At 68.9% G+C, this 20,666-nt stretch carries 18 protein-coding genes and 3 pseudogenes; 11 read left to right on the top strand and 10 right to left on the bottom strand.

What is annotated here, in order from left to right; genetic code table 11:
- From BMW62_RS22820 to BMW62_RS19960, 3 genes and pseudogenes are all read right to left on the bottom strand, one after another.
- A pseudogene (locus tag BMW62_RS22820) lies at positions 1-598 on the bottom strand (hypothetical protein); the annotation flags it as partial.
- The gene (locus BMW62_RS19965; protein WP_211435208.1) at positions 589-930 is read right to left on the bottom strand and encodes an NADH-quinone oxidoreductase subunit A; all 342 of its coding nucleotides are present in this window, start codon (positions 928-930) and stop codon (positions 589-591) included. The gene BMW62_RS19965 and the pseudogene BMW62_RS22820, both read right to left, overlap by 10 nt.
- 171 nt (positions 931-1,101) lie before the next feature.
- Positions 1,102-1,383, bottom strand: a complete 282-nt coding sequence (locus BMW62_RS19960; protein WP_244524178.1) for an ArsR/SmtB family transcription factor — start codon at positions 1,381-1,383, stop codon at positions 1,102-1,104.
- A 592-nt stretch (positions 1,384-1,975) separates the two neighbouring features.
- Between BMW62_RS19960 and BMW62_RS19955 the strand changes: the two genes are divergently transcribed.
- The 8 genes from BMW62_RS19955 to egtD all read left to right on the top strand — a co-directional run bounded on the left by BMW62_RS19955 (position 1,976) and on the right by egtD (position 9,288).
- Entirely contained in the window at positions 1,976-2,578 is a 603-nt protein-coding gene (locus tag BMW62_RS19955) for a DUF305 domain-containing protein (RefSeq protein ID WP_091934768.1), read from the top strand.
- 400 nt (positions 2,579-2,978) lie between these two features.
- Complete coding sequence (locus BMW62_RS23310; RefSeq protein ID WP_244524177.1) at positions 2,979-3,119, top strand: hypothetical protein; 141 nt, start codon at positions 2,979-2,981, stop codon at positions 3,117-3,119.
- Between the two features lie 244 nt (positions 3,120-3,363).
- A complete protein-coding gene (locus BMW62_RS19950; protein WP_170852482.1) occupies positions 3,364-4,233 on the top strand; it encodes a potassium channel family protein in 870 nt (289 codons plus the stop codon).
- Between the two features lie 318 nt (positions 4,234-4,551).
- Positions 4,552-4,878, top strand: coding sequence for a ferredoxin (gene fdxA, locus BMW62_RS19945; protein ID WP_091934765.1), 327 nt, complete (start codon positions 4,552-4,554; stop codon positions 4,876-4,878).
- A 126-nt stretch (positions 4,879-5,004) separates the two neighbouring features.
- The gene (gene egtA, locus BMW62_RS19940; protein ID WP_091934763.1) at positions 5,005-6,276 is read left to right on the top strand and encodes an ergothioneine biosynthesis glutamate--cysteine ligase EgtA; all 1,272 of its coding nucleotides are present in this window, start codon (positions 5,005-5,007) and stop codon (positions 6,274-6,276) included.
- A complete protein-coding gene (gene egtB / locus BMW62_RS19935; protein ID WP_211435207.1) occupies positions 6,273-7,604 on the top strand; it encodes an ergothioneine biosynthesis protein EgtB in 1,332 nt (443 codons plus the stop codon). Before egtA ends, egtB begins: the two co-directional genes overlap by 4 nt.
- On the top strand, positions 7,604-8,323 hold the full coding sequence (egtC, locus tag BMW62_RS19930; RefSeq protein ID WP_091934762.1) for an ergothioneine biosynthesis protein EgtC: 720 nt from the start codon (positions 7,604-7,606) through the stop codon (positions 8,321-8,323). Before egtB ends, egtC begins: the two co-directional genes overlap by 1 nt.
- The gene (egtD, locus tag BMW62_RS19925) at positions 8,320-9,288 is read left to right on the top strand and encodes an L-histidine N(alpha)-methyltransferase (RefSeq protein ID WP_091934761.1); all 969 of its coding nucleotides are present in this window, start codon (positions 8,320-8,322) and stop codon (positions 9,286-9,288) included. The genes egtC and egtD overlap by 4 nt, the downstream gene beginning before the upstream one ends.
- A gap of 439 nt (positions 9,289-9,727) precedes the next feature.
- On the opposite strand, the gene BMW62_RS19920 is transcribed toward egtD, so the two are convergent.
- From BMW62_RS19920 to BMW62_RS19905, 4 genes and pseudogenes are all read right to left on the bottom strand, one after another.
- Positions 9,728-12,082, bottom strand: a complete 2,355-nt coding sequence (locus BMW62_RS19920; RefSeq protein ID WP_091934760.1) for a heavy metal translocating P-type ATPase — start codon at positions 12,080-12,082, stop codon at positions 9,728-9,730.
- 83 nt (positions 12,083-12,165) lie between these two features.
- A complete protein-coding gene (locus tag BMW62_RS19915) occupies positions 12,166-12,345 on the bottom strand; it encodes a hypothetical protein (RefSeq protein WP_091934759.1) in 180 nt (59 codons plus the stop codon).
- Between the two features lie 144 nt (positions 12,346-12,489).
- A pseudogene (locus BMW62_RS19910) lies at positions 12,490-12,687 on the bottom strand (heavy metal-associated domain-containing protein); the annotation flags it as partial.
- A gap of 85 nt (positions 12,688-12,772) precedes the next feature.
- A pseudogene (locus BMW62_RS19905) lies at positions 12,773-13,077 on the bottom strand (metal-sensitive transcriptional regulator).
- Positions 13,078-13,395: 318 nt separating this feature from the next.
- On the opposite strand from BMW62_RS19905, the gene BMW62_RS19900 reads away from it, so the two are divergent.
- Positions 13,396-13,803 (top strand): four-helix bundle copper-binding protein, encoded by a 408-nt coding sequence (locus BMW62_RS19900; RefSeq protein ID WP_091934757.1) that lies wholly within the window; start codon positions 13,396-13,398, stop codon positions 13,801-13,803.
- Between the two features lie 673 nt (positions 13,804-14,476).
- On the opposite strand, the gene BMW62_RS19895 is transcribed toward BMW62_RS19900, so the two are convergent.
- Entirely contained in the window at positions 14,477-14,770 is a 294-nt protein-coding gene (locus tag BMW62_RS19895; RefSeq protein WP_139206325.1) for a hypothetical protein, read from the bottom strand.
- Positions 14,771-15,259: 489 nt separating this feature from the next.
- Positions 15,260-16,249 (bottom strand): prolipoprotein diacylglyceryl transferase, encoded by a 990-nt coding sequence (gene lgt / locus BMW62_RS19890; RefSeq protein WP_091934753.1) that lies wholly within the window; start codon positions 16,247-16,249, stop codon positions 15,260-15,262.
- 449 nt (positions 16,250-16,698) lie between these two features.
- Here lgt and BMW62_RS19885 point away from each other — a divergent pair, with 449 nt between their 5' ends.
- Both BMW62_RS19885 and lysA read left to right on the top strand, forming a co-directional pair.
- Positions 16,699-18,180 carry an FAD-dependent oxidoreductase gene (locus BMW62_RS19885; protein ID WP_170852481.1) on the top strand — a complete coding sequence of 494 codons (1,482 nt, stop codon included), beginning with the start codon at positions 16,699-16,701 and terminating at the stop codon, positions 18,178-18,180.
- 417 nt (positions 18,181-18,597) lie between these two features.
- The gene (gene lysA / locus BMW62_RS19880; protein WP_091934839.1) at positions 18,598-19,869 is read left to right on the top strand and encodes a diaminopimelate decarboxylase; all 1,272 of its coding nucleotides are present in this window, start codon (positions 18,598-18,600) and stop codon (positions 19,867-19,869) included.
- 95 nt (positions 19,870-19,964) lie between these two features.
- Here the strand turns inward: lysA and BMW62_RS19875 are convergent, their stop codons facing one another.
- Positions 19,965-20,570, bottom strand: a complete 606-nt coding sequence (locus BMW62_RS19875) for a DUF305 domain-containing protein (protein WP_091934750.1) — start codon at positions 20,568-20,570, stop codon at positions 19,965-19,967.
- Between the last annotated feature and the right edge of the window lie 96 nt (positions 20,571-20,666).

Below are 20,666 nucleotides of genomic sequence, written 5' to 3'. Positions count from 1 at the left end.
CGTGGTCCATGCCCTCGTGGTCCATGCCCTCGTGGTCCATGCCCTCGTGGTCCATGCCCTCGTGACCGGCACCGTGATCTACGCCCTCACCCTCCTCGTCTCCATGACCGGCGTCGTCGTCCATGCCCCCGCGGCCACCGCCGTGGTCCATGCCCTCGTGGCCGGCGCCGTGGTCCATGCCCTCGTCGTCGGCGTGGCCCATGCCCTCGTCGTCGGCATCCTCGTCCTCGTTCTTGCCGAGCAACGAGGCCGGCGACGGCCGGTCGTCTTGTCTTGCTCCTGATCCGACCCGCCGGACCAGCGCCGCTCGGCCCTCGTCCAGAGCGACGACGACGTCGCTGGGGAGCTGCATGTCCACTCGGTGCCGCGGCTCGGGAACCTGGCTCCACAGCACGTCGACGGCTTCTGCTAGCTCCGGTCCCGGTTCGCCAAGGACCACCAGCAGATCGGTGCCCGCGGGTGACACGGCGCGCCGCCAGCCGCGCCGGTCCAACTCGGCCTCGACGGACCACCGGAACGTCATCGCGCCCGGGGCATCGACGAGCAGCACCCGCGGACTCGCCAGCGCCCAGTTCCGCAGGCGGGCGATCAGGTCCATCGAAGCGCACCTTCACGCCAGACGTAGGTGACACCGACGAGCAGAACGGCGAGAAAGCCGAACATCTCGACGACGGCCGTCGCCCCCATGTCCGCGACCACGACTGCCCACGGGTACATGAAGATCATCTCCATGTCGAAGGCGAGGAAAAGGACCGTGACCGCGTACCACCGCGCGTGGTAACGAGAGACGGCGTGCTGCTGCGGGAACAGGCCCGACTCGTACGGCAGGACGACGGCGGGCTCCCGGGCAGTGCGCAACGCCGACGACAGCGCGTACAGCCCAGCGATGCCGGCCACCACCAGGGCGGCCATCGACAGCAGAGTAACCATGCGCCCTCCTCGCCTCGCGTTGGAACGCCGAAGAATTGGCCGAGACTGCCGGCGAGTGCACTGACGTCCGGATGGCCGTCCGGGTGTCGCCGACTCTAGGGGTGATCGTGCGCGTTCGCGCGGCGACGATCACCGGCTACTCGCAACCGCGCCTGGCTCGACACGCCCCTGTTAATCGTCGTCCGCGGCCGGCGCCTCGGAGAGGACGATCAGCTGACGGAGGCAGTGCTGCCGGAGCGGTTCCGGGAAGCCTTCGGCCAGGCGGTAGAACACGACACGCCCCTGCTTCCGGTTGGTCACCAGTCCCGCCGTGCGCAGCAGCCGCAAGGCATAGCCGACGGCGTCCTCATTGGCCTCCAGCGCTAGTGCCAGATCACCGACGCAGAGCTCCTCGACCATGTCGAGCGCAAACAGGACCCGGGCACGGGTGGGATCGGCCATCAGGCTCAGCACGCTGGTCAGCTGAGCGGCTTCCTCCCGACTGGGCAGCCGTGCACGGGCGTGTGCGACTCGCTCAGGGTCGACTGGATGCGCGTAATCAGGTTCGGACACCGAGAAACACCTCCGGCCACGCCCATACCCGTACGCACCTACGGTTACCACCGGATTCATCGACGCCAGTCCGAGGCGACCTCCGAGCCGTCCGGAGCCGAGAACCCGTGGTGTCAGTCATGTGCATGGCCAAGACGGCAGCCACGGCGAGCAGTGCCCAGATCCGCCGGCCTCGTACACCCTGTCCACACCGCTGCCCGGACCGTGCCCGCAGCCTCGGCGGCGAGCAGAGCGCTCACCTGTTGCATCTGTTCGGATTAGAGGACCGTCCTATTCGTGTTTGCCGTACGGTCGTACGGGCATGCCGCCGTTGCTTCCGCAAACCCATCGTCTGCACATGCACGGCCCCGACCTTGCGTGCGGATCGCCGCCCACGACAGTCCGCACGCACTTCGCGTCACCGGATGCGACGGGTCGGTGTCGTGGCGATGGAGCTGTGCGAACATGCGGAGTTCTTCCCACACCGACGACAGCAGAACGGAGATCCGGGCCCATGGCGACGAAGAAGAGCGACCAGGAGAACGAACAGCAGGAGCACGGCGGCAAGATGTCGCACGAAACCAAGATGTACCTGCGCTTCGCGGCCATGATCTCGACGGCCATTGTCGTCATGTACTGGGTCATGTTCGCCGGCACGTGGGAGTGGAGCCACGTCCAGTTCAGCGAGAGCCGTGTGCTCATGGCGATCACCATGGGCGGCACCATGGGGCTGGTCATGCTCGGCTGGATGCTCAACATGTACAAGAACATGAAGGGCAACATCGCCATCGTGGCGGCGAGCCTGCTGCTGCTGGGCGGCGGCATCGCCCTCGACCGCAGCCAGTTCACCGTGGACGACCTCGGCTGGATGAAGTCGATGATCCCGCACCACTCGCTGGCCATCACCCGCTCCGAGCGGGCCGACATCGACGACGTCCGCGTGTGCCAGCTCGCCGTCGAGATCATCCGGGCACAAGAGATCGAGATCAGCGAGATGGAGTGGCTCATCGAGGACATCGAGGAGAACGGTGAGGCCGAGACCCTCGAAGAGGCGCAGGCGCGACCCGTCCCCGAGTTCGAGGCGTCGGCACTGCGCGACTGCCCTCCGTCGGAGTGATGCAACGTGGCCGACTACCAGGTCGGTGATGGCCCGCTGAAGTAGCTGGATGCCCCCCCCTTTTTGCGGTCCGCCTGACCGCAATGGGTGGGAGCGTCGTGTACTTCACTCGCCTGCAGATTCCAGCGGCCGCGCGATCGCAGGGGACACGGCCGGAAGGCGGAGGTTCGGTGACGCTATGCGATGGGACTGCCTGGTCGACGCGGCCGCTGACCCGAGTTGCCGGTCCCGTGGTCGAGCGGATGATTTCCGTACGGGTTTACGGATGCGATCGCGTCCACCAACTGACAAGAAGGGCTCCACGTCGCAGGAATGCTCAGGGTTCCGTCGGCGGCCTCGAAACCAAGTCCAGCCGGTGCACCTGGGCGACCCCCGACCCGACATGCTTCGGAAAAGCACGGTGACCTACGTCATCACGCAGTCCTGCGTTGACGTTCTCAACAAGGCCTGCATCGACGAGTGCCGGGTCGACGTGCCGAACTACGGCCACGTCACCGCGGTGGGGACCACGATTCCGCGACCTGATCCCCCGTGCGGCTGAAAATCGCTGAGTCGATGACGCCTGAGTCCCCTGCAGCCGTTGCAGTCCAGGACCGGCCGTGCGGTCGACAAGTGCATCAGCGGCGGATCGTCCGATGAAACAGCTCGGGGAACGTTTCACCTCACTCTCTTCGGGCAGCGCACATCCGTAAGCATGTACGGATTTCCGTGCGCCCTCCGCCTGTGCCCTATGCACCAGTCAGCCTCGAAGGAATCCAAGCATGTCACCCTGGCTAGCCTGGCTCGTGACGGCATTCGGCGTCGCCCTGGTCGCCGTCGCCCTGTGGGATTTGTTCCACACCCTGTTCCACCCGAGCGGCCAGGGGTCACTCGCTCGCCTCATCCTCCGGATGCACTGGCGCCTGTTCCGACTGCGCAATGGCAAGCCGAGTCAGCTCGCGGGCCCCCTGGGAATCGTGGGCACCATCATCACGTGGGTGGTCCTGGTCCTCGTCGGGGGCGCCCTCGTCTACTGGCCCTATATTCCGGAAGGCTTCCTGTTCACCGGAACTCTGAGGCCGGGGACACGTAGTGATTTCCTCGACGCCGTGCATTTCTCCATGGTGAGCACGTCCACCGTCGGCTTCGGCGGGATGCTCCCCACGTATAGCTGGCTGCGGATCGTCGCACCTCTGCAGACGCTGATCGGCTTCGCACTCCTGACCACCGCCGTCACCTGGATCATGCAGATCTACCCGGCTCTCACCCGCACACGCGCCTTGTCGATCCGACTGGCGGCCCTTCAGCGAAGCGGCATGGAGCAGCAACTCCTCGATGCAGACTCCTCGGCGGTGGCCCAGACCCTGGACAGTCTGGCCACCCAGATCACACAGACACGCACGGACCTGGCGCAGAACTCGGAGATCTACTACTTCCACAACAACGGGAAGACCTCCTCACTAGCGGCCACGCTGCCCTACGCCCTGCACCTCGCCGACCTCGGCCGCACCGCCAGCAGACCGGACGTGCAGCGAACCGCAAGTACTCTGCGCTCGACGCTCGACGACCTGGCAGAGGTACTCAACGACGACTTTTTCAAGGTCGACGGGACAACGAGCGATGTCTTCGACGCCTTCGGCAGGGACCACGGGTACACCCCTCTGTCCGGACCCTAGTCCGAGGACTCCCCGTCCTGACCGATTCATCGGGCATCAAACGTGCAGCACCATCCGCCAGTCGGAGCGACGACGCCGATCGTCAGCCTCCGCCTGCTGACCGAGCCGCCGCTGACCAGCCCGGCGCGGTCCTACTGACCTCGAGTTGCCGATCCCGTCACCGGGCGGACGATCGCCGTACGGATATACGGATGATTCTCTTCGGAGCGACGGGAGATGAAGGCCCCGGGTCACTACAGCGATCCGGTTCCGACGACGACACCCTGACGTCTCGGCACAGCGACGGCGCCCCTGACCCTAGACGACTTGGAGGAACACGTGACTTACGTCATCACGCAACCCTGCGTCGACGTTCTCGACAAGGCCTGCATCGACGAATGCCCGGTCGACTGCATCTACATCGGAGAGCGGATGGCGTACATCCATCCCGACGAGTGCGTCGACTGCGGAGCGTGCGAGCCAGTGTGCCCGGTGGAGGCCATCTACTACGAGGACGACGTCCCGGACAAGTGGAAGGATTTCTACAACGCCAACGTGGACCTTTTCTCCGACCTGGGCAGTCCCGGGGGCGCGGCGAGAACCGGCAAGATCGATAGGGACCATCCACTGGTCGCAGCCCTGCCGCCGCAAGCTGCCCCGCGCTGACCGCAGCACGTGCCGGCCCGTGACGGACTCCCGCGAGACAGGGAGACAGTCCCGAGGTGGGCGCAACACCCCCGAGCCCGCAGACCGGCCACGGCTACCGCGGGCCAAACGCACCAGGAGAGGTACATGACGTCGGCGCCGATCGGTGAGGGACAGGCCTCCTGCCTGACCCTCGCCGAGGCGAGCGCCCGCATCGCGACCCACGCTCTGCAACCGGGCCCTGTCGGGCGCGTCGGCATAGAACTCGAAGCACACGTCGTCGATACGGGGAATCCGGACCGCCGGGTGCCCTGGCCGACCCTGCAAGCCATTGTTCGCCGCCTGCCGGTACTGCCAGGCGCCAGCCGGATCACGTTCGAGCCCGGTGGCCAGGTCGAGCTGTCCGGCCCGCCGGCGCCGGACATCACGACCGCCGTGGCTGCGCTGCGCACCGACTCGACCGTCCTCAGGGCGGCCTTCGCCGAGGCGGGTCTGGCCCTCGCTCTGATGGGCCGAGACCCGCTCCGGGCGCCGCAGCGGGTTAATCCGGCCGTCCGGTACGCCGCGATGGAGCAGCACTTCGCCTCCGTCGGCTGCGCCGCGGCCGGAACGGCGATGATGACCTCGACCGCCTCACTGCAGGTCAACCTGGAAGCCGGGCCGCCGCAGGCCTGGGGCCGGCGGGTCGCCCTCGCCCACCAGCTAGGGCCGGTCCTCGTCGCCGTCTCCGCCTGCTCCCCGCTGGCCACCGGGCGGGCGGTCGGGTGGCGGTCGGGCCGCCAGCAGGTATGGGGGGACCTGGACCAGGCCCGCTGCGGCCCGCTGCTGGGCGGGGACGACCCCGCCGGCGAGTGGGCGAACTACGCCCTCGCCGCCCCGGTGATGCTGGTGCGCGACGCCGTCTCCGGGAGCGCCGATCCCGTGTGCGGCCGGGTGCCGTTCGCCGACTGGATCACCGGTGCCGCTCCGCTCGCCGGTCGCCGCCCCACCTCGGCCGACCTCGACTACCACCTCTCCACGCTCTTCCCGCCGGTGCGGCCGCGGGGATACCTGGAGATCCGTTACCTCGACGCCGCTCCCGAGCCCTGGTGGCCGGCGCTGGCCGCGATCACCTCGGCCCTGCTGGACGATCCGCTCGCCGCGGACCGGGCCGCGGCCGCCACCGAGGCCGTTGCGGGGGCCTGGTCCCGCGCGGCCCACCTCGGGCTGGCCGATCCGGGCCTGCACGCGGCGGCCCGCTCCTGCCTGGATGCGGCCTTGGGAGCCGTGCCCGCAGCCTTGCGTCCCGAGGTCGAGGCCCTCGCCGAGCTGGTGGACCGAGGCGCCAGCCCAGGCGATGCCCTCCTGCGCACCGCCCTCGAGGGTGGGGCTGCCGCCGCCCTGCTGACTGCGACCCGGACCCCGGAGGCCGCCCCGTGACCGAATCCCGCCGTGCCGACCTGCGCGACGTGCTGGCCCGGAACCTCACCGGCGCACGGGACCGGACCCTGCTGCTCACCGACCACGACGAGCCGGAGTTGCTGCGCCAGCACAGCCCGCTGCTGTCCCCACTGGTGTGGGACCTCGCACACATCGGCCAGCAGGAGGACCTGTGGCTGCTGCGACACGGTGACCCGCGCCGGGAGGGCCTGCTGCCGGCCGGCGTCGAGGCCCTCTACGACGCCTTCACCCAGCCCCGCGCCGTCCGCTCCCGCCTGCCGCTGCTACCGCCGGTGGAGGCCCGGTCCTTCTGCCGCGAGGTCCGGGGCCGAGTGCTCGACCGGCTCGAGCGGCTCGGCAGCGACGACGACCCGTTCGACTTCGCCATGGTGGTCAGCCACGAGCAGCAGCACGACGAGACGATGCTGCAGGCGCTCAACCTCCGCACCGGGCCGCCGCTGCTCGGGCTCGGCGAGCCGCTGCCCGGTGGACGCCCGGGCGTGGCCGGCACCTCCGTGCTGGTGCCCGGTGGGCCGTTCGTCCTCGGGGTGGACGCCGCCGACGAGCCGTTCTCGCTGGACAACGAGCGGCCGGCGCACGTCGTCGACGTGCCCGCCTTCCGGATCGGCCGGGTGCCGGTCACCAATGCCGAGTATGCGGCGTTCGTCGCCGACGGCGGGTACAGCGACCCCCGCTGGTGGTCGGCCCGTGGCTGGACGCACCGGCAGGAGGCCGGGTTGGAGCGGCCGCAGTTCTGGAGTGCCCACGGCACCCGGACCCGGTTCGGCGACGTGGAGCAGCTGCCGCCGGACGAGCCGGTCCAGCACGTCACGTACTTCGAGGCCGAGGCCTACGCCGCCTGGGTCGCAGCCGTCGACCCTGCCTGGGCCGGCGCGCGGCTGCCGACCGAGGCCGAGTGGGAGAAGGCTGCGGTCTGGGACCCGGCCACCGGCCGGCGGCGCCGCTTCCCGTGGGGCTCGGCAGAGCCGACGCCCGCACTGGCCAACCTCGGCGGCGGGGCGCTGCGCCCGGCTCCGGTCGGCGCCTACCCGGCCGGCGCCTCGACCTACGGGGCTGAGCAGCTGATGGGCGACGTCTGGGAGTGGACGTCCTCGCCCTTCCAGCCCTGGCCGGGCTTCCGCCCGATGCTCTACGCCGACTACTCCGCGCCCTTCTTCGGCGGCGACTACCGGGTGCTGCGGGGCGGGTCCTGGGCAGTCGCGGCCTCGATCCTGCGACCCAGCTTCCGCAACTGGGACCACCCGATCCGCCGGCAGGTCTTCAGCGGCATCCGGCTCGCCTGCTCCATCGGCGGGCCGGCCGCCTGATGTGCCGCCACCTGGCCTGGCTGGGCCGGCCACGGTCGCTGGCCGAGCTGGTGCTGGAACCGCCGTCCTCGCTGCTCGTGCAGTCCTGGGCGCCGCGCCGCCAGCGGCACGGCACCGTGAACGCCGACGGCTGGGGCGTCGGCTTCTGGGCGCCCGGCCGGGAGGGGCCCGCGCGCTGGCGATCGGCCCGCCCGCTCTGGGCCGACCCGTCCTTCGCCTCGGTGGCGCCGGTGGTGCGCTCCGGATGCGCAGTGGCCGCCGTCCGGTCGGCCACGGTCGGGATGCCGCTGGAGGAGAGCGCGGTGGCCCCGTTCACCGACGGCACCTGGCTGCTGTCGCACAACGGTCGGGTCGACCGCACAGTGCTGCCACCGGCGCGCACGGCCGAGTCCACCGTCGACAGCGCGCTACTGGCCGCCCTGGTCTTCGACCGGGGGCTGGACGCGCTGGGCGCCACGGTCGCCGAGGTCGGCGCCGCCGACCCGGCGGCCCGCCTGAACCTGCTGGCCGCCGACGGCGCCCGGCTGCTGGCCACAACCTGGGGCGACACCCTGTCGGTGCTGTCCACCGATGAGGGCACCGCGCTGGCCAGCGAACCCTGGGACGACGACCCGGCCTGGGCCGACGTCCCCGACCGGCACCTGGTAGAGGTCACGCCCGACGGGCTGACGCTGACCCCGCTGGACCCGGCGACCCCGACCACCGAGGAGCGCGAATGACCGTCTCTCTGACCAGCCACCTGGCCCCCGACGACGCCCGCGAGGCGCTGCGCGCCGACGCACTGGCCGGGCTCACCTCGACGCCCAAGTCACTGCCACCCCGGTGGTTCTACGACGAGCGCGGCAGCGAGCTGTTCGACCAGATCACCCGGCTGCCGGAGTACTACCCGACCCGCGCCGAGCGGGCGGTGCTACAGGTTCACGCCGACGCGATCGCGGCGGCCTCGGGCGCGGACGTGCTGGTCGAGCTGGGTAGCGGGACGTCGGAGAAGACCCGGCTGCTGCTGACCGCGCTTTCCCGGGCCGGAACGCTTCGCCGGTTCGTCCCGTTTGACATCGATCCGACCGTGCTCGCGGCCGCCGGCGCTGCGGTCGTCGAGGAGTACCCGGAAGTCACGGTCGACGCGGTGATCGGCGACTTCACCGAACACCTGGACCGCCTGCCCCGCACCGGACGACGGATGGTCGCCTTCCTCGGATCGACGATCGGCAACCTGGAGCCCGTCCCACGGGCACGGTTCCTGACCGACCTGGCCGGCACGCTGGATCCGGGTGACTCGTTTCTCCTCGGCACCGATCTGGTCAAGGACCCGGCGCGGCTGCTGCGCGCCTACGACGACGCCGCCGGCGTCACCGCCGCCTTCAACCGGAACGTCGTGACCGTGCTGAATCGGGAGCTAGGGGCCGACTTCGACGAAACGGCATTCGAGCACGTCGCCGTGTGGGACGCCGAGCACGAGTGGATCGAAATGCGGCTGCGGTCACGGACCGAGCAGGTTGTCCGGGTTGCCGCCCTCGACCTCGATGTCCCCTTCGCCGAAGCGGAGGAGATGCGGACCGAGGTCTCAGCGAAGTTCCGCCGGGAGGGGGTCGAAGCCGAGCTCGCCGCAGCCGGCCTGAGGCTGACGCACTGGTGGACCGACCGGGATGGCGACTTTGCCGTTTCATTGTCTGTCCCCGCCTGAAGTGCTGGGAGCGACTGGGCCGTACCCCGCCCAGCCCCACGCGGCGGTCAGATCCGGCGAAGGAGGCCTCGCGCTGTCCAGCGCCCACAAGCGTCCTCTCTGGAGCGGCCGGAGAGGAAAGAAACTGCGTTCGACGAGAACCCGTAATTTAGACCGTTGGATAGGGCAGGTGAACCATGAGCGATCCGTATCCGGCCGAGCAGCGTCGGTTCGGCGGTGAGGTGGTGGCCGAAGGTGTCCGCGCCCCCGGCTCCCCCGTCGATCCCGAGGCTGATGAGAGGTGCTGCGCCAGGTACCAGCGATGTCGACATTGCCACGCCGCCCTCACGGAGGACAGGAACGCCGTCCCAGTCCCGCAAGGACGGCTCCGCGGGCGGCAAAGCCGACCGTGGCCAGCCGCCGGAGCTGCGGCGGAGTCAGGGACGGGGGGGCTCAGGACTCAGTTCCGTCCGTTCCCTACGGTGACCGCCGCGGCACCGCGTCCTCGGTTGACGGCCGCCCCGCCGTCGATGCGGTTCGAGGCCAGGGCCTTGAACCGGCGCAGCCGCAGACTGTTGGAGACCACGAACACCGACGAAAAGGCCATGGCCGCCCCGGCCAGCAGCGGGTTGAGGAGTCCGACGGCGGCCAGTGGTAGCGCGGCCACGTTGTAGGCGAACGCCCAGAACAGGTTGCCCTTGATCGTGCTCAGGGTCTTGCGGGCCAGTCGGATGGCGTCGGCCGCGGCGCGCAGGTCGCCTCGGACCAGGGTCAGGTCGCTGGCTTCGATGGCGACGTCGGTGCCGGTTCCCATGGCCAAGCCGAGGTCGGCCTGGGCCAGGGCGGCGGCGTCGTTGACCCCGTCCCCCACCATGGCGACGACCTTGCCCTCGGCCTGCAGCCGCTGGATGACGTCGACCTTGTCCTGCGGTAGCACCTCGGCGATGACCTCATCGATTCCGACCTGGGTTGCGACCGAACGGGCCACGGTCTCGTTGTCGCCGGTGAGCAGAACCGGGGTGAGCCCGAGATCGCGCAGCTGCCTGATGGCCTCTGCGGACGTCTCCTTGATCGCATCCGCCACGACGAGGACGCCACGGGCTGCGCCGTCCCAGCCGACGGCCACGACCGTCTTTCCCTCGGCCTCCGCGGCGGCCTTGGCCTCTTCCAGGTCGGCGGGCAACTGCTGGGACCACTCGGCCAGCAGCCGGGTGCGACCGACGAGCACCGCGCGGCCCTCGACGACGCCCTGCACGCCCAGCCCCTCGATGTTGGTGAAGCCCTCCACGGGCGGCAGGGCACCGGTGCGCTCGGTCGCGCCCTTGGCGAGGGCCTGGGCGATGGGGTGCTCGGAGGCGTCCTCCAGCGCGCCGGCCAGCCGCAGTAGCTGGTCGGCGTCCTCCCCCGCGGCGGGGACGACGCCGAACAGGGTCATCCGCCCGGTGGTGACCGTGCCGGTTTTGTCCAGCACGACGGTGTCGACCTTGCGGGTGGACTCCAGTACCTCGGGGCCCTTGATCAGGATGCCGAGCTGAGCGCCCCGGCCGGTGCCGACCATCAGGGCGGTCGGGGTGGCGAGGCCCAGCGCACACGGACAGGCGATGATGAGGACGGCAACCGTCGCAGTGAATGCGAGGGTGAGCCCAGCACCGGTGCCGATCCAGAAACCGAGGGTCGCCACGGCCAGCGCGATCACGATCGGGACGAAGACGGTGGAGACCCGGTCGGCCAGGCGTTGCACGTCGGCCTTGCCGTTCTGCGCCTCCTCGACGAGCTTGGCCATCTGCGCCAGTTGGGTGTCCGAGCCGATCCTGGTGGCTCGGACCACCAGGCGACCGCCGGCGTTGACGGTTGCACCGACGACGGTGTCACCGGGCCCGACCTCAACCGGTACGGATTCGCCGGTCAGCATGGAGGCATCGATTGCCGAGGAACCCTCGGCAATGACGCCATCGGTGGCAATCTTCTCCCCGGGCCGGACGACGAATAGGTCCCCCGCGGCCAGTTGGTCGACGCTGATCCGCTCCTCGCGGCCGCCGCGGAGGACCGAGACCTCCTTCGCTCCCAGCTCCAGCAGCGCCCGCAGGGCCGCGCCGGCCCGGCGCTTGGAGCGGGCCTCGAAGTATCGCCCGGCGAGGATAGCGGTGGTGACCCCCGCCGCGACCTCGAGGTAGATGTTGGCGGCGCCGTCCGTGGGCGCGATGGTGATCTCGAAGGGGTGGGTCATGCCGGGGACGCCTGCGGTGCCGAGAAAAAGGGCGTACAGGGACCACCCGAACGCGGCCAAGGTGCCCATGGAGACCAGCGTGTCCATGGTGGAGGTGCCGTGGCGCAGGTTGGTCAATGCCGCCCGGTGGAACGGGAGGGCGCCCCAGACGACGACCGGTGCGGTCAGGGTCAGCGAGAGCCACTGCCAGTAGGTGAACTGCAGGGCAGGGATCATCGCCATGGCGATGACCGGAACGGTGAGCGCCGTGGACACCAGCACCCGCTGCCGGAGCGGGCGTACCGGATCCGGCTCCCCGGCCTCCCCTCCCATTGCCGAATTTTCCGGCTTCGGCGGCTCAGGGAGCCGCGCCGTGTAACCGGCCTTGCCCACCGCTGCAAGCAGGTCTTCCGGGTTCACACCGTCGGCGTAGGTCACCTTGGCCTTCTCGGTGGCGTAGTTGACCGTGGCGGTGACGCCCTCGAGCTTGTTCAGCCGCTTCTCGATCCGCATGGCGCACGACGCACATGTCATGCCACCGATCGTGAGCTCGACCTGGTCGCCGCCGGCCGGTGTGGGGGGCGTCGCGCGGTTCGTCGCGGAACTCATCGGTTCTCCTGTCAGAGATCACTAGGTGTTGCCGGACTCGCCCGGAGGCCGGACCCGCCCCAGGGACCCCGGGGTGGGTCCGGTCAGGCGCCGGCGTCGCCGTCCATCTCCATGCCGCCGTGGCGGATGTCGGTCTGTGCCGGCGGTTGGGTCCGGTCGCCGGCCGGCCCGACCGGCCCGACGGCGCTGCCGATGCCGACCGCGGCGGCGAATACGGCGGCCAAGGCCGCCACATAGGCACCGACCTTCGTCGGGGTGTTCACATCTGGTCCTCTCGCGTCAGGATCGAGCGGCGACTGGTATTCGGGGGTCGCTCAGCTGCAGCCGCAGCTGCACCCGGACCCCTGGCTGCCAGGCGCGCGAACCTGGGCGGCGGGCGTGACTGCCCCCTGGTTTACAGGCGTGGCCACGTCATAGCCGGCCTCCTCGACAGCGGCGCGCACGGCGGCGTCGTCGACATCGGTCTCGCTGCTGACAGTCAGGCCACCGGTGGCCAGGTCGACATCGACCTGGGTAACGCCGGGAACCTGGCTGACCTCCTCGGTCACCGAGCCGACGCAGTGCCCGCAAGTCATGCCGGTGACGGTGTAGGTGGACGTGTTCATTTCGGAACTTCCTCTCTGATGGTTACTGCTTCTGATGGTTGCTCCGCCGATGATGGCGCGGTGGCGGCCCAACCAGTCCGCTCGGTCAGGACCGCACCAGGCGAGCGATCGCCTCGGAGGCCTCGCGGACCTTCTCGTCGGCCCCGGGGGCACCGGCGGCGGCTGCCTGGACGACGCAGTGGCTCATGTGCTCCCCGAGCAGGCCGAGGGCCACCGACTGCAGGGCCTTCGTCATAGCCGAGACCTGGGTGAGATGTCGATGCAGTACTTCTCCTCCTCGACCATCCGTTGCAGGCCACGGGCCTGACCCTCAATCCGCCGGAGGCGCTTGAGGTAGTCGTCCTTCTCGTGGATGTAGCTGTGCTGCCCTACTTCCCCAGCTGCCCCCATCGTCGCCCCCCTGCTCGCAGCACATTGGCTTTACCCCCCGGGGGTATCTGCCTCGAGGTTACGCCGCGGCTCCATGGGCGCAAGGGCGCCCTTTAAGCGCACTGCGCCGTCACGGAAGTCGTAGACCGGCTGGCCGCCTCGACTTGCCCGACCGGTCAGGACGGCGCCCGACGGCCGCACGGGAACTGTCCCGAGACGGAAACTGGCCGAAAGAACCGTGCGGTCTTGTCGTTACCCGCACGGGTGAACGGGTAACGCCCGACCAGTCGGCGTCCGAGGGGGGCTCCTGCCGCCACGTCGACATCGGAAGGGGAGATCGTGACTGTTGCCGGACAGATGCTCGAGACCTATCCGAAGGACCTGGGAGGCGTGGACCGCCAGAAGCTGCAGGAGTGCATCGAGGCCTGCTTCGAGTGTGCCCAGGCCTGCACGGCCTGCGCCGACGCATGTCTGAGTGAGGACATGGTCGCGGAACTGACCAAGTGCATTCGCAGCAACCTCGACTGCGCCGACGTCTGCGACACCACCGGTCGGGTGCTCTCCCGGCACACCGGCTACGACGCGAACCTCACCCGCTCGGTCCTCGAGGCATGCGCCGCCGCCTGCAAGGCCTGCGGGGACACCTGCGCCGAGCACGCGGAGATGCACGAACATTGCCGCGTCTGCGCCGAATCCTGCCGCCGCTGCGAGGCAGCCTGCCGCGACCTCATCTCCTCCCTCGACTGACCGGAGGGGTCCCACATCGACCGACCAGGCACCGGCACCGGCACCGGGCGACGAGTAGCCAATTAGCGGCTGACGAGCGCCCGGTGCCGGATGGCCGGGCCGCAAGACGACGGCAAGAGCCGGCGGTCGAAAAGCCCGTCGGGTCAGCCCCTGCTACGCGCTCTCGCGATCACGCTGACGGCGGTAGGCGCCGCCATGGCGCTGCTGATAGCAACTGTGAGGCGCAGGCGGACGCCACCCGCCCGGTACATCCGACGGGATGCGACCTGAGGCTTCCGACGCGCTCGCGAAGAATCCGCCTTCTCAGCGCAACCTCCGTAGCGGCCACGCCGGAGGGCAAAGAGATCGACGACAGATAGGGCCGAGACGGTGACGGACCAGCGTGAATACCGGCCGATCGGCCACTTCGAAGGAACCCAACCCCGCGACGAGGTACCAGGTGAAGGCACCTGCGAGCACCGACGGGAGAGAACCTGCCCGAACTGCCGGACAATGACCCTCCCGGGCGGCCACTGCGAGTGCTCCTACACCGACTTCGATGCGCAGAACCATCCACGAACCGACAGGTCCCAGACCCGCTAGGGAGTGGCCGACGCCCCGCGCCAGAACGGCACCTCGCGGGTTCGCGTGCCCACACGCCGTGACAGTCCACTGGTCACTGTGGACCAGCGCATCACAGGACCTCGGTGCGGGCGGTCCTCAGTTCGCCTTCGACCTCCTCGCGCTCAACCCGTAGGCGCACCCCCTGAGGCCTGGCGGTGCGGAGCGCTGCCACGATGTGCGGCGTCGCTTCCGTGTCCAACGGGACGACCCTGTTTCCGTCGGACACCAAGCCGTATCCGCTCTCCACGCAGTGGCCCATCAGGGCGCATTCGGTGGTGTGCTCAGGGGCACGGGCGGTGTACTCCTCCTGCGGATAGCGTCGCAAACAGGCTAGATCCACGACGTAACCCTCGACGATTTCCATCGATCCCTCCGAAGACGCCTGCTGGCGGTAACGGCAGACGGTCGTCATGCCGTCGGGTCGCCAGCACGGGCTCCTCCTATCCGGGATGGCGCCCGCAGCTACCGGCCCAGGGGCCAAATTAATCCGCAAATCCGTACGGAAGTGCCACGCCAACGCTACACGGCGAACACCCCGCGTCCCTCAGCATGGCCGTCCCGGACAGACAGCCGATGACCGCTCGATCAGAAGGGGCGGGGAAACATGGACGGCGGTCGCCACCTGGACGGACCAGAGCAGGAGAACGGATCCTGTCCAGGCTGTACCGGCACGGAATTGCCCCCTGGTCGACGTCGTCCATCCAGTCCTGCAGCGCCTCTGGCTCGGACCTGCTCAACCTGAGAGGCCCATCCGCGCTCGTCCAATGCACGCTCATCTTCAACCGCTCATGAGGAGCAGCTCACGTGCCAGACAGTCGCCCTCCCCGCACCCCGCGTGGAGGCGTTGGTGACGCTACGAGTGATCATCCTGAGCCGGCTCCGCCCCCTCGGCACCGGGGGTCGGCACGGTGCGGGATTGCGCCGCGGGTTCGGCGCCCCCTTGCACCTGAGCGGCCGCGCTTCCCCCGGGATGTGCGACTGACGGGGTCGTACCGCCGGTGTCCCGACCGCGGTCGATGACTTCCCGCGGCCGGCCGCGCTGCCAGATGAGATATGCCACGGCAAGGAGGCCGAGGATGAACGCGGTGAACACGTTGAGCCGGATGCCGAAGAAGGTGGTGGCTGGGTCGATGCGCAGCAACTCAATCCACAGCCGCCCGGCGGAGTAGCTGGCGACGTAAAGGGCGAAGGCCCGGCCATGGCTGAGCTGGAAGCGCCGGTCGGCCCACACGACCAGAGCGGCGGCCACCAAATTCCACAGCAGCTCGTAGAGGAAGGTCGGGTGGAAAGTGCCGAGCACTTCGGGCTGGCCGTCAGGGCCGACGACCGCTGCCCCGCCGGCCCACTCGTAGATCGTCAGCGCCCACGGGAGATCGGTCCGGGCACCGTAGAGCTCGTTGTTGAACCAGTTGCCCAGCCGGCCGATCGCCTGGGCGACGAGCAAGCCCGGGGCAACCGCATCGGCGAAGGCAGGTAGGGGGATCCCCCGGCGCCGGCAGGCGATCCAGGCTCCGACACCACCGAGCGCAACGGCTCCCCAGATGCCAAGGCCGCCTTCCCAGATCGCGAACGCGCGCAGGGGATCCCCACCCTCGCCGAAGTACGGTCCCGGGCTGGAGATCACGTGGTAGAGCCGCCCGCCGAGGATTCCGAACGGCACGGCCCAGACCGCGATGTCGGCCACGTCACCGGGAGCGCCGCCCCGTGCCTGCCAACGGCGATCGGTGATCCAGACGGCGAGCGCGATCCCCGCGATGATCGCCAGCGCATAGGCCCTAATCGGAAAGGGCCCCAGCTCCCACACACCCTGTGTGGGGCTGGGAATCGCGGCCAGTGCCGTCATGGTTTCTCCTGGCCTGCGCTGGCCAAGCCAGCGCTTCGCGTGCGTTTAGCCACTGCCGCTCCCGAAAAATGAGGAGGCTGGTCGCTGTCGCCCAGTCACCCGTGCCACTCAGGCAACACCGACGGCTTGGCTCCGGCAACCAGCCGGTGGGAATGTCGACTAACCGCCATAGTACTAGAGCGCAGAGGCCCGCCCGCCGGAATATCCCCCTAGAGCAGGGCCTCCCATCCGGTGCACGGCCGTGGGCGCCAGACAGACGCCCATCGAGCCGGTAGTCCGGTCCGCACTGTGTTCGCCGCCGCTCCATGCCGTGCGACAGAGTGGTGACAGTTCACTGCGGCCGACGCGGTCAGCTCAAGGCCGGGTAGCGGCCAGGAGTCCGTCGTCAACGGAAGGACTGCGCCATGTCATCCCCCGAAGCTCGCCATGTCTCTCCCTGGGTCGACACGATGCCGCCGCCCGACCTGGGAGCGACCGACCCACGCCGGCTCGACGCAGACGTGCTCGTCCTCGGCGGCGGCATCGTCGGCGTCACCACCGCACTGCTGCTCCAACGAGCCGGCCGACAGGTGGCGATCGTCTCGGCCGAGCCGATCGGCCGATCGGTGACCACCCACTCCACAGTCAAGGTGACCTACGGCCACGGAGCCCTGTACTCGAAGATCAAGGACACGCTCGGGCTCGACGCCGCAGCCGCCTACGCGCAGGCGAACGTGACCGGATTTCAGCGGATCCTGGATCTCGTCGACGACCTGGGCATCGACTGCACGCTCGAGCGCGGCCGCCCCCACGTCGTCTACACGGAGGAGGCGACGAAGGCCGAGGAGATCGAGAAGGAGGCCGCGGTCGCGCAGCGCATCGGGCTACCCGTCTCGCTCTCCCCCGACGTCCCCTTGCCTTTCGAGGTCATCGCGGCGCTGCACTTCCAGGACCAGGCGACGTTCCACCCGGGGCGGTACCTGGCCGGCCTGGCCGAGGCGTTCGTCCACAGCGGCGGCATGGTGGTGGAGGGCGTGTGGGCCCGGGACGTCGACGAGGACAGCAGGATCTGCCACGTCGAGACGACGGCCGGGCGCATGTCCGCGGGATACGTCGTCGTCGCCACGCAGTACCCGTTCCTCGACCGGGGTGGGCAGTTCGCTCGCATGAAGGCCACGCGCTCCTATGGGATCGCCGGCGTGCTCCCCGGAGGAGTCTCCGCCGGCATGACGATCAACGTCGGTTCCCCGATCCACTCCACCCGGACCGCCCACCTGGGCGGCGAGGACCTGCTGATCGTCGTCGGCGAAGGCCACGAGGTCGGCCATGTCTCCGACACCGGCGAACGGTGGACGCGGCTGCAGGAGTGGGCGCGGGACCGGTTCGGCGTCACCGACCTCCGGTACCACTGGTCGGCCGAGGAGACCAGCACGCTGGACCACGTGCCCTTCACCGGCCGCATTGCGCCGGGCTCGGAACGGGTCTTCACCGCCTGCGGGTTCGACGGCTGGGGGATGACCAACGGAACGGCTTCGGCGCTCCTCATCCGCGACCTGATCCTCGGCCAGGACAACCCCTGGGCCGCGACCTTCGATGCCCGCCGAGCCGCGACCGGCCTGCCTGGCAAGGAATTCGTGAAGCACAACGTCCACGTCGCCAAGACCTGGGTCCGGGGTCGGGTGGGCGGAGCCCCGAAGGGCTCGCCCGCCGACCTCGAGCGCGGCGAGGCGGCCGTGCTGGAGGTGGAGGGGGAGCAGACCGCCGCCTACCGCGACGAGCAGGGCACCCTGCACGCGGTCTCGTCGGTGTGCACGCACATGGCATGCACCGTGGCCTGGAACGACGGCGAGAAGAGCTGGGACTGCCCCTGCCACGGCTCCCGGTTCACCCCGGACGGCGACGTCCTCCACGGACCAGCCTCGTCTCCCCTCCCCCGGCGCAATGTGCAGTGACCCCTGCGCAGCGGCCCGATCGACATCCGTCGAGAGACGCCGCAGCCAGAGACAGTGGCCGCCGCACCTCACCTACCAAGCGACAACAACTGGCCGATGCCTGGACGAGCAGCCCTGGCTGCACGTTCGGGCACGGCAGGCCGAGCCCGGGTTTCTTCGCGGGGAGAGGCGGCAGGCGAGCTAGGGCAACCGTGATGCTGTCTGCACCGTTGCCAACCTGCACCGGAGTAGCGCAATCGTGAAAGCACCTCAAAGGTCACTGGTCGAGGTAGCGCCGCATGAAGCCCCTGCTCTCACGTCCACCTAAAAATGCGCACGCCCCCACGTGCAGCGCCGGATCTCCAATCGGGGCAGGACCGCGGCTGCAGGGCAGGTGGGGGACCGACGAACCCGCCCACTCTGATGGAGAAGCGTTCGATGACACATCCCCCCGGTACGCCGAGCTCTCCCGACGCGATTGATGGACCTGTCGTCGCCGAGGTTGCGGAGCGGTACGGCACGCCAGTGTGGCTGTACAACGCCGAGCGTATTCGTACGCAAATAGACCTGCTTCGCCAGTTCGACACCATTCGGTTCGCCCAGAAGGCCTCCTCCAACATCCACATACTGCGATTGATGCGGCAAGAGGGAGTCCTGGTTGACGCCGTGTCGTCCGGCGAGGTCGCGCGGGCGCTAGCAGCCGGATACACGACTGACGGGAACGAGGATCCGATCGTCTTCACTGCCGACCTGCTCGATCGGCATACGCTGCGGCGGGTTGTCGATCTGGGTATCCCGGTGAACGTCGGGTCGCCGCAGATGATTGAGCAGATCGGGGAGACCTCCCCCGGGCATCCCGTGTGGATACGCGTCAATCCCGGGTTCGGTCACGGGCACAGTCGGAAGACGAACACGGGCGGCGAGGCAAGCAAGCACGGGATCTGGCATGAAGACCTCCCCCACGCGGTGGCGTCTGTCGATCGTTACGGTCTCGACCTGATCGGCCTGCACATGCACATCGGGTCAGGCGCGGACTACGGGCACCTCGAGCGGGTGTGCGAATCGATGGTCCGAGATGCCAAGAGGATCGACCACGACATTCGCGCAATCTCCGCAGGAGGCGGCCTCACCGTCAGGGAAACACTCGCCGATCCGGTCGTGGACACGGACCGGTACTTCCGACTTTGGGATGACGCACGGAAGGAACTAGCCGCTCACCTCGGTCACCACGTACGACTGGAGATCGAACCGGGGCGCTTCCTCGTCGCCAACTCCGGAGTGCTCGTCGCCGAGGTCCGTGCGTTCAAACGGATGGGCTCGAACAGATTCGTCCTGGTGGACGCTGGGTTCAACGACCTCATTCGCCCTGCTCTTTATGGCAGCAGTCACGGCACCGAGGTGATCACCCGAGAGGGACACAGACCTGACGAGGAAGAGTCAGCCACAGTACTGGCCGGTCCACTGTGTGAATCAGGAGACGTCTTCACCCAGAGTCCAGAGGGCGAGGTGCAGCGCATAGCATTGCCACCGGTGGTAGTTGGCGACTTCATCGTGTTCACGAACACCGGGGCGTATGGGGCGAGCATGTCCTCGAACTACAACTCACGGCCGCTCGCCCCTGAAGTGCTCATCGATGGAGATGCTGTACGACTGATCCGTCGACGACAGACAATGGATGAACTCCTGGCCTTGGAGACCGACGTCGACTGAAGACCGGCTTGAGGGATGCGCACTCCGAGGCGCGCGATTGACGGGAAAGGGAGGCTGGTGCTGCCGGCCAGTGACCGGCAGCACCAGGCTGGGCGTCAGCCGCCAAGCTCGCCGAGAAGGGCATCCATCTCCGCGATTTCCTGCATCTGCGTCTCGCTGATCAACTGGGCCAGCTCGAGCGCCTCAGCGTCCCGGCCGTCCTCGAGCTCGGTCTGGGCCATCTCGACCGCTCCCTTGTGGTGCTCGATCATCGACTGCAGCCACATCCGGTCGAAGTCCGGACCGGCGTCGGGCATCTGGTCCATGTCCATGCCACCCATGTCGTCGGACCCGTGGTCCATGCCACCCATGCCACCGGACTCGATCGGCTCGCCCCACTCCTCGAGCCACCCGGTCAGCAGATCGATCTCGGGGTCCTGCCCCGCCTCGATGCGGTTGGCCAAGTCGACGACCCGGGGATCAGTGGCACGCTCGACAGCGATCTCCGCCATGGTCAGTGCACCCTCGTGGTGCGGAATCATGCCCTGCGCGAAGGCGACGTCAGCATCGTTGAACGTCGCTTCCTCACTCACAGAGTTCTCCGCGTCGGAGCTGCCGGCGGCGGAGGACTCACCGGAACCCTCCGAGCAGCCGGCCAGGACGATCGTGCCGGCGATGAGTCCGCCGGTCAGACGGACGAGTCGTGCAGTGGTGCGGGTCATTGCAGGTCTCCTGTCAATTGTGGTGTGAGCGTGCCGTCTGGTCCGTCCACCACCGGGGATGGATGGACCGGATCGGTACGGCCTAGATCCGCAGGA

The sequence above is a fragment of the Blastococcus sp. DSM 46786 genome (assembly GCF_900109665.1).
Taxonomy (GTDB): domain Bacteria; phylum Actinomycetota; class Actinomycetes; order Mycobacteriales; family Geodermatophilaceae; genus Blastococcus; species Blastococcus carthaginiensis.
The sequence above is the reverse complement of the archived record's forward strand: the minus strand, read 5'-3'. Positions and strand labels throughout refer to the sequence as shown.

Coding starts and splice junctions, on each gene's coding strand:
- egtA (WP_091934763.1), top strand. CDS start 5,005: ATGACGTCGGCGCCGATCGGTGAGGGACAGGCCTCCTGCCTGACCCTC.
- egtC (WP_091934762.1), top strand. CDS start 7,604: ATGTGCCGCCACCTGGCCTGGCTGGGCCGGCCACGGTCGCTGGCCGAG.
- BMW62_RS19875 (WP_091934750.1), bottom strand. CDS start 20,570: ATGACCCGCACCACTGCACGACTCGTCCGTCTGACCGGCGGACTCATC.
- BMW62_RS19920 (WP_091934760.1), bottom strand. CDS start 12,082: ATGAGTTCCGCGACGAACCGCGCGACGCCCCCCACACCGGCCGGCGGC.
- lgt (WP_091934753.1), bottom strand. CDS start 16,249: ATGACGGCACTGGCCGCGATTCCCAGCCCCACACAGGGTGTGTGGGAG.
- BMW62_RS19895 (WP_139206325.1), bottom strand. CDS start 14,770: ATGGAAATCGTCGAGGGTTACGTCGTGGATCTAGCCTGTTTGCGACGC.
- BMW62_RS19965 (WP_211435208.1), bottom strand. CDS start 930: ATGGTTACTCTGCTGTCGATGGCCGCCCTGGTGGTGGCCGGCATCGCT.
- egtD (WP_091934761.1), top strand. CDS start 8,320: ATGACCGTCTCTCTGACCAGCCACCTGGCCCCCGACGACGCCCGCGAG.
- BMW62_RS19955 (WP_091934768.1), top strand. CDS start 1,976: ATGGCGACGAAGAAGAGCGACCAGGAGAACGAACAGCAGGAGCACGGC.
- BMW62_RS19885 (WP_170852481.1), top strand. CDS start 16,699: ATGCCGCCGCCCGACCTGGGAGCGACCGACCCACGCCGGCTCGACGCA.
- lysA (WP_091934839.1), top strand. CDS start 18,598: ATGACACATCCCCCCGGTACGCCGAGCTCTCCCGACGCGATTGATGGA.